This window comes from Bittarella massiliensis (ex Durand et al. 2017) (genome assembly GCF_017566145.1).
Taxonomy (GTDB): Bacteria; Bacillota; Clostridia; order Oscillospirales; family Ruminococcaceae; genus Bittarella; species Bittarella massiliensis_A.
Window position 1 is genome coordinate 1 of the sequence record NZ_JABFCL010000023.1, and the last position, 7,182, is coordinate 7,182.

Annotated in this window: 6 protein-coding genes; 3 read left to right on the top strand and 3 right to left on the bottom strand. The window is 62.2% G+C overall.

The genetic code is table 11. The features are described 5' to 3' along the window. Nucleotides 1-25 precede the first annotated feature (25 nt). Nucleotides 26-565, bottom strand: a complete 540-nt coding sequence (locus HJY11_RS13235; RefSeq protein WP_208076419.1) for a hypothetical protein — start codon at nt 563-565, stop codon at nt 26-28. A 245-nt stretch (nt 566-810) separates the two neighbouring features. Here HJY11_RS13235 and HJY11_RS13240 point away from each other — a divergent pair, with 245 nt between their 5' ends. The 3 genes from HJY11_RS13240 (at nt 811) to HJY11_RS13250 (ending at nt 3,579) form a co-directional block, all read left to right on the top strand. Next, on the top strand, nt 811-1,440 hold the full coding sequence (locus HJY11_RS13240) for a hypothetical protein (RefSeq protein WP_208076420.1): 630 nt from the start codon (nt 811-813) through the stop codon (nt 1,438-1,440). A gap of 147 nt (nt 1,441-1,587) precedes the next feature. Beyond that, entirely contained in the window at nt 1,588-2,355 is a 768-nt protein-coding gene (zupT, locus tag HJY11_RS13245; protein WP_368041608.1) for a zinc transporter ZupT, read from the top strand. 78 nt (nt 2,356-2,433) lie between these two features. Continuing rightward, on the top strand, nt 2,434-3,579 hold the full coding sequence (locus HJY11_RS13250) for a C45 family autoproteolytic acyltransferase/hydolase (RefSeq protein WP_208076422.1): 1,146 nt from the start codon (nt 2,434-2,436) through the stop codon (nt 3,577-3,579). A gap of 59 nt (nt 3,580-3,638) precedes the next feature. On the opposite strand, the gene HJY11_RS13255 is transcribed toward HJY11_RS13250, so the two are convergent. Both HJY11_RS13255 and HJY11_RS13260 read right to left on the bottom strand, forming a co-directional pair. Then, entirely contained in the window at nt 3,639-5,408 is a 1,770-nt protein-coding gene (locus tag HJY11_RS13255) for a Na/Pi cotransporter family protein (protein ID WP_208076423.1), read from the bottom strand. A 337-nt stretch (nt 5,409-5,745) separates the two neighbouring features. Beyond that, nucleotides 5,746-6,615, bottom strand: coding sequence for a polysaccharide deacetylase family protein (locus HJY11_RS13260; protein WP_208076424.1), 870 nt, complete (start codon nt 6,613-6,615; stop codon nt 5,746-5,748). Nucleotides 6,616-7,182: the final 567 nt, after the last annotated feature.

The following is a 7,182-nucleotide window of genomic DNA, read 5'->3' on the forward strand; positions in this document are numbered from 1 at the left end:
AGTTCACTTTTTTGGCTTGTTCGTTTTAGAGGGCATTTTTCAGCCCACAGCTGTAAATGGAGGCGATGTCCCCGGCGCACTGGCTCACGTCCACCCGGTAGCCCTCACCCTCCTTGGTCAGTTTGAGGACGATCTTCCACTTGGTCTCCTTGCCGCCCTTTTCCAGCTCTTTGACGATGTTCTGGGCGATCTCGTCCTCGCTCAGATCGCCGTTTTCCAGGCTGGCGGTCAGCTGCTCTTCCGAGGCCTTTTGAAACTCCTCGGCCAGGTCGACAAAGGTGGCCCCCACGGTGACGGTGTAGCCCGTGGCGTCATCGCCGGTGGACTCCAGAATGTCAAACTTGGCCTCGGCGCGGCGCTTGGCCACCACGTCGGCGCAGTAGCTCAAGTCGATCTCCCCCTGGTCGTAGCCGTCGGCCGCGGCCATGGCCGCCGCGTCCCCCTTTGCCACCGCCTCCATATAGGCGATGGCCGCTTTGTCCTGGGGCGCTTTGGGGCCGCCGCAGCCCGCCAGCAGGCAGAGGCTCAGCAGCGCGGTGGCGCACAGGGCAAACCGCTTTTTCATCATTTGTTCCCCTCCGTTTCTGCGGCGCGCCGGCCATTCTGCCGGGAATCTGCGCCGCTGCCGCAAAGATGCGCGAAATGTGACGAAATAACAAACCTATCTTAACACGGGCGGCCCTTTATTGCAACAAAAGCCCCTTGTTTTATGGGGAAAGATGGATTATGATAGAGATGGCGCACCGCCCGGCGCGCCGCATTACTGCAAAGCTACTGTAAATCGAGCTGTGCATTTTTGGAGGTACTCAAATGGCAGAATTCATGTCGTACGACCCCTGGAAGAACATCACCAGCAGAAATGGAATCCCCGGTGACGAACTGGTCTCCGCCCTGCAAAAGTCCATCCGCCGCGGCAAAGAGGAGATCGCGGTGGACGTGGCTTACGAGATGTACATCACCAGTGAGCAGTTTGAGGACAAGATGTGGCGCCGCCTGATGGCCATGGCCGTCGAGGACGTGGGCTTTGGCGACACCAACGCCCCGGTGGTGGTTTACACCCTCAACAAGATCCGGCAGGAGTTCCCCTACAACGACGGGGATCGCCCCCTCTTTTTCATGCACGCCATCCGCTTCCTCTGCTCCCGCAGCAAAGAGCGCTCCACCGACTGCCTGAAAAACATCACCATCAAAAAGTTTGACCGCGGCTACAAACTCGAGATCCCCGACTACGCCTACGATATGCACACCGACAAGGGCCGCGCCATGGGCCGCGACATCATCCACTTCCTCGAGTCCTCCAGCAAGGTCGAGCCGGTGATGGAAGGGTATGACGACACCTACCGCCAGAGACTCATCAAGATGATCCACGAGGAGCTGGAGCAGGGCGACAACCTGCCCCACGACCCGGACGCCTTCGTGTACAGCGTCTGGCAGTTCTAGACGCAACCCGGCACAGCAGAATCCGTTTTGAGAGGGGGCCGCACCTTATGGTGCGGTCCCCTTTTTGTCTCCCCGGCCCCCTCCTTCCGGCATCGGGCCGGTGCGCGGCGCATATCCATGTGTGGAAAAAGAGGGGAGGGGTGCCCGGTGGACAGCGGCGTTTTGCAGGCCCTGGCCCTTTCCAGCGCAGCGGGTCTCTCCACCGCGCTGGGGGCGCTGGCGGTCTTTTTGGGCGGGCGGGGGAACGACACCCCCATGGCAGTGGCCCTGGGCTTTGCCGCCGGGGTGATGGCCGGCGTCAGCCTCTGGGACCTCTTCCCCGAGGCCATCTCCCTGCTGGGCCAGGGGCGGGGTTTCTGGCTTCTCTTCACCGCCTTTTTGGGGGGCGTCGTCCTCACCTTTGCCATCGACCGGCTGGTTCCCGACCGCCCCACCGCAGAGAAGGGCGCATCCAACGCCCTCTCGGGGAGGAGCCTCTTTCACCTGGGGCTGGTCTCGATGCTGGCCATCTTGCTGCACAACCTCCCCGAGGGGATGGCCACCTTCATGGCCGGCTACCAGGACGCGGGGCTGGGCCTCTCGGTGGCCCTGGCCATCGCCCTGCACAACATCCCCGAAGGGGTCACGGTGGCGGTGCCCATCTACCAGGCCACCGGCAGCCGCGCCCGCGCCTTTGGCTGTGCCCTTCTCTCCGGCCTCTCGGAGCCGGTGGGGGCCCTTCTAGCCTGGCTGGCGCTGGGCCCCCTTCTCTCGCCGGTCCTGCTGGGGGCGGTCTTTTCCCTGGTCTGCGGGGTGATGCTCTTCATCGCCATTGAGGAGTTGATTCCCGCCTCCTGGGGGTTTGGCTGCCACCGCCTCACCTTTCTGTCCGTCGGGGCGGGGCTGGCGGTCTCCTGGCTGGGTGCCCGGCTTTAAATAGGACGGCCCCAATTCCTCCTTGCCAAACATTTTTTATTCTGTTAAAGTGGGAAAAACGATTGGAGGGACGTGGGGATGAAGAGAAGCGTCTTGTTTGGCAGTCTTGTGGCCGAGGGAAGCCGTTACCAGGTGGGGCAGGCCTACGCCGTCCAGCTGCGGCAAAACCCCCTTCTGCGGCAGATCAACCTCCTGCCGGAGAAGGAGGAGGTCGCCGGCCCCGCCCTGCGGGCGAAGATGCGCCTGTTGGAGGCGGCAATTCCCGGGCTGGGGGAGGAAATCGCCGGCGCCAGCGAGGCCCTGGGCATCCATCCCGGCCGGCTGGCGATCTTTTCTGACCGCTGTTGTCAACCCGGCCGCTGCAGCCAGATCGCCGCCCTTCCCGCCATCACCCGGGACGGGCGCCTCTACCTGGCCCGCAGCTATGAGTACGGGTTTGCGGACGAACTCTGTCTCTGTGTCACCCGGGCGGCGGGCAGCCCGGCTCAGGCGGGCTTCTCCCTCCTCCTCTTTGGGCGGATGGACGGGATGAACGACCGGGGGCTCTGTGTCACCATGTCCACCTGTTCCTTCCTCCAGCCGGCCGAGGGGGAGGGCCTCTGGTTCCCTGTCGTCCTGCGGGCTCTGCTGGAGCGCTGCGCCACGGTGGCCGAGGCCAGCGATCTGCTGGCCCAGCTCCCCCTGCGCACCAACGACGTCTTTTTGCTGGCCGACCGCAGCGGCCGCGCCCGGGTGGCGGAGATGGCCAGTGTCGGCGGCGCGCACCGCCTCTCCTTTCGCGACAGCGAGCGGTGGCTGGTGGCCACCAACCACTATCAAAACGAGGAGATGCGCCCCTTTGACAACCACCGGGGACGCCACTCGGTCCGGCGCTGGAAGATCGCTCGCCGCGCCCTGGAAGAGGGGGCGGGCCAGCTGGACGGGGCCGCCCTCAAGGCCCTGTTGGAGCGCCCCATGCCCGACGGGGTCGCCTGCCCCTACTACGAGGACGGGCTGGGCACCCTCCGCTCCATGATTTTTGACGTTACCGCCGGCCGCCTGGAGGTCTGCTTCGGCGCCCCCACCAGGGCGGGGTGGACCCCAGTCTCCCTCCAGAGCGCCTGTGAGAACCGGACTTTTTCGGTGGAGGTGGAGAGCCATGACCCCCAGGACCCCGCCTCCTTCTGGACCTTTCTCCCCCCGGGGGATGAGGACGAGGGGGACGACTGGCAGAGCGCCCGCTGATGAAAAGAGAGCCGCCCCGGCCGGGGCGGCTCTCTTCTGTTCTGTCGGTTCGCTTTCGGTCAGTGGACCGAGTACTTCTCGCTGTACTCCTGGTAGAGGCGGTTGTACTCCTCCTCCCGCCCGTCGTGCAGGGTCTGGCGGTACTGGTGGGCGTCGAAGTCGCCCTTCTGCTCCCCCTCATACCCCACCACATAGGCGGCGATGTTGGAGCAGTGGTCGGCGATCCGCTCCAGGTTGGTCAGGATTTCCAGGAAGATGACCCCCGCATCGATGGAGCAGGTGCCCTGTTTCAGCCGCTCGATGTGCTGGGCCTTCAGCTCGTCCTTGATCTGGTCGATGGTCTCCTCCAGCGGCTCGATCTCCCGGGCGACCTCCACGTCCCGATCCCGGAAGGCGGCGACCGCCTTGCCCAAAATCTCGCCGATGGCCTTGTCCAGGACGATCAGTTCCCCCTTGGCCATATCCGAGAGAACGACCTTTTTGTCGGCGATCTCGCCGCCCCGCTCCAACACGTTGATGGCGTAGTCGCCGATGCGCTCAAACTCGGTCACCAGCCAGAACATCTCGGACACCTGGCGGCTCTCCTGATCGCTCAAGGGCTGGTTGGTCAACTTTAACAGGTAGCGGGAGAGGGTGACCTCCATCTTGTCGATGGCCGACTCGTACTCGGCAATGCTGTCGGCGGTCTTCTGGTCGTAGCTGAACAGCTGGGAGACCATCTTCGAGCAGTTTTTCTGCCCGTATTCGCCCATCTTCAGCACCACGCTGCGGGCCTGCTCAATGGCCAGCCCCGGCGAGGCAAGCAGCCGTTCGTCCAGCAGCGGCACCTCGGGGGTGAGGTCCTCCTCCCCCTTTTTGGAGCGGATGGACATCTCGGCCAGCTTGCCCAGCACCTTGTAGAAGGGGACCAGCAGCACGGTGGTGCAGATATTGAAGATGGTGTGGAAGTTGGCGATGTCGGCCCGGGTGATGGCCTCGTTCCAGAAGCCAAAGCCCACCAGGTGCTGTATCGCGTAGATGGCGGTGAGGAAGACGGTGGTGCCGATGACGTTGAAGTAGAGGTGAACTGCCGCCGCCCGCTTGGCGTTTTTGTTGGCCCCGATGGAGGCCAGGATGGCGGTGATGCAGGTGCCGATGTTCTGCCCCATGATGATGGGGATGGCGGTGGAATAGCGCAGCTGTCCGGTGGAGGAGACGGCCTGCAAAATGCCCACCGAGGCCGAGGAGGACTGGATCACCGCCGTGAGGATGGTCCCCGCCAGCACCCCGAGGATGGGGTTTGAAAGGGCGGTGAGGATGTCGGCGAATTGGGGCAGGTCCCGCAGGGGGGCCATGGACCCCTCCATCGACTGCATCCCGATGAAGAGGATGCCGAAGCCCATCAGAATCTGGCCCAGGTTTTTCTGCTTATTGCCCTGCAAGAACATGAAGAAGACGATGCCGATGGCCGCCATCATCGGCGCTAAGGCGGTGGGCTTGACCAGCTGCAGGAAGAAGTTGGAGGAGCTGATGTCCCCCAGGGCCAGGATCTGGGCGGTGATGGTGGTGCCGATATTGGCCCCCATGATGATGCCGATGGCCCGATCCAACTTGAGGATGCCCGAGTTGACCAACCCCACCACGATGACGGTGGTGGCCGAGGAGGACTGGATCACCGCCGTGATCAGCGCCCCCAGCAGCACGCTTTTGAAGATGTTGGAGGTCATCTTGGTGAGGATGATCTCCAGCTTGGAGCCAGCCAGCTTCTCCAGCCCCGACCCCATGATGTTCATTCCGTAGAGAAACATGGCCAGCCCGCCGGCCAGCGAGAGAAAGTTGAAGAAATTCATGTCGTTCCCCCAAAACACAAGAATTGGCTCGCCGTCTCTCCGCCCGCCCGCCAGAAAGGGGAGCGCCGCCCGAAAAGACCGCTGAAAGTTTCGTCAGTTTTGCCAGAGACAGTATAACAGTTTTTTATGGGCACTTTAATATTATTTTGCAAAGCCAATATTTTTTGATATTTTGGCCAGAATATCCTTTTAAATAAATGCGACATCCGCCTAAAACGACAAGAAAATCCCCAAAAAAAGGAATTGCTGTTGGGGGGCTGTCGGTTCAGTTTACAGAGATTTTACAAAAAGGCAGGCGGCCGGTCGCCCCGGCCGCCTGCCAGTTTTGAGGGCGGCGTCACATGGTCTGGAAGGTGTAGCCCTGGGAGAGGGCGTAGTCGATGAAATCGCCGAGGATGGCGGTGTTGGTGCTGGAGACCGAGTGCAGCAGGAAGATGGCGCCGGGGTGGAGGTTCTTTTTCAGTTTCTCCAGGCTCTCGGCCTTGTCCGGCTGGGCTTCAGGCACCCAGTCTTTATAGGCGTAGGACCAGAAGAGCGACTTGTAGCCGTAGTCGCGCACCACGGCCAGCATCCGCTCGGAGTACTCGCCCATGGGGAAGCGAAAGACCTTCATGTCATAGCCAAAGGTCTCCTTGACATACTGGTGCATGAAGTCGATGTCGGCGGTGGCCTCGCTCACCGTGAGGGTGGGGAAGGACTTGTGCTTTTGGGAGTGGTTGCCCAGGGTGTGCCCCTCGGCGACCATCCGCCGGCAGAGGTCGGGGGCCTCTTTGCAGTAATCGTAGGTCAAAAAGAAGGTGGCGGGCACCTGCTTTTCCTTGAGGGTGTCGAGGATTTTGCCGGTGTAGCCGTTTTCGTAGCCCTGGTCAAAGGTCAGGTAGAGAACTTTTTCCTCCGTCCCAATGAAGGCGGCGTTGTACTCGTCCCCCAGCTTCTGCTGGGTCTCCACAGCGGCCACCGGGCGGTTTTTGTCGTCCATCTCCCGCCCTTGCCCCCAGCCGATCTTGTTGTTTTTCAGGCTGTCGTAGTCGGTTTTGGCGGCGGTGGTCCCGGCGTTGGCGGCAAAGGCGCTGCCGCGGGAGGTGCCGTCCCCGTCCTGGTTTTTGGTGATGGAGGAGGTGCTTCCGACCCCGCCGGTGTCGTTGGTGCAGCCTGCCATCGAGAGACAGATGGCCAGGCAGAGAGCCAGTGCGGCGCATTTTTTCATACTCGTCTGTCCTTTCCGGGTGCGGCCCGCCAGCGGGCTGCATCACTTGCAAAATAGGGTTGCGAAGATTAGTGTTGCGGCTTTGGCGGAGGATATGCGCTCCGGGTCGTCCGCGGAGGGAAGTGGCAGAAATGGCAGAAATTTGCCCCTTAAATGGGGTAATAAAGAAAACAGATTGTCGTTTTTAAAGCGAAAAATACGATTTGTATACAAAGGGGGCGGGTGAGAGGGGCAAAACAAGAGGGCTTTTCCCCCGTTTTGTCCCGACAGAGCCGGCCGAACAAGCGCCCCCATCCCTCCATCCCCCTGCGGCGATGGGGAGGGAGACGCGATCGCCCCCCATTGCGTGAAAAGGGAGATGCCTTTACAAGGTGTCGCCGCTGTCGAAGGGCGGCTGCCCGGCGGCAGGGAAGGACCAAGGCCGTCCATGTCCTTCCGCCCCCCTCTTTCCCGCCCGCTTACGGGCTGGGGGCGGGCAACCTACCGCCTGCCCCTACCCGCTGTCCAGCCGCCCCGCGCCCTCTTTGTCCCCGGATCCCCAGTCGGGGGGAGAGAAAAAAGTGAACC

What these genes read in the sequence shown, in the direction of transcription:
- HJY11_RS13235 (WP_208076419.1), bottom strand. Translation starts at nt 565, where the DNA reads ATGAAAAAGCGGTTTGCCCTGTGCGCCACCGCGCTGCTGAGCCTCTGC.
- HJY11_RS13240 (WP_208076420.1), top strand. Translation starts at nt 811, where the DNA reads ATGGCAGAATTCATGTCGTACGACCCCTGGAAGAACATCACCAGCAGA.
- HJY11_RS13250 (WP_208076422.1), top strand. Translation starts at nt 2,434, where the DNA reads ATGAAGAGAAGCGTCTTGTTTGGCAGTCTTGTGGCCGAGGGAAGCCGT.
- HJY11_RS13255 (WP_208076423.1), bottom strand. Translation starts at nt 5,408, where the DNA reads ATGAATTTCTTCAACTTTCTCTCGCTGGCCGGCGGGCTGGCCATGTTT.
- HJY11_RS13260 (WP_208076424.1), bottom strand. Translation starts at nt 6,615, where the DNA reads ATGAAAAAATGCGCCGCACTGGCTCTCTGCCTGGCCATCTGTCTCTCG.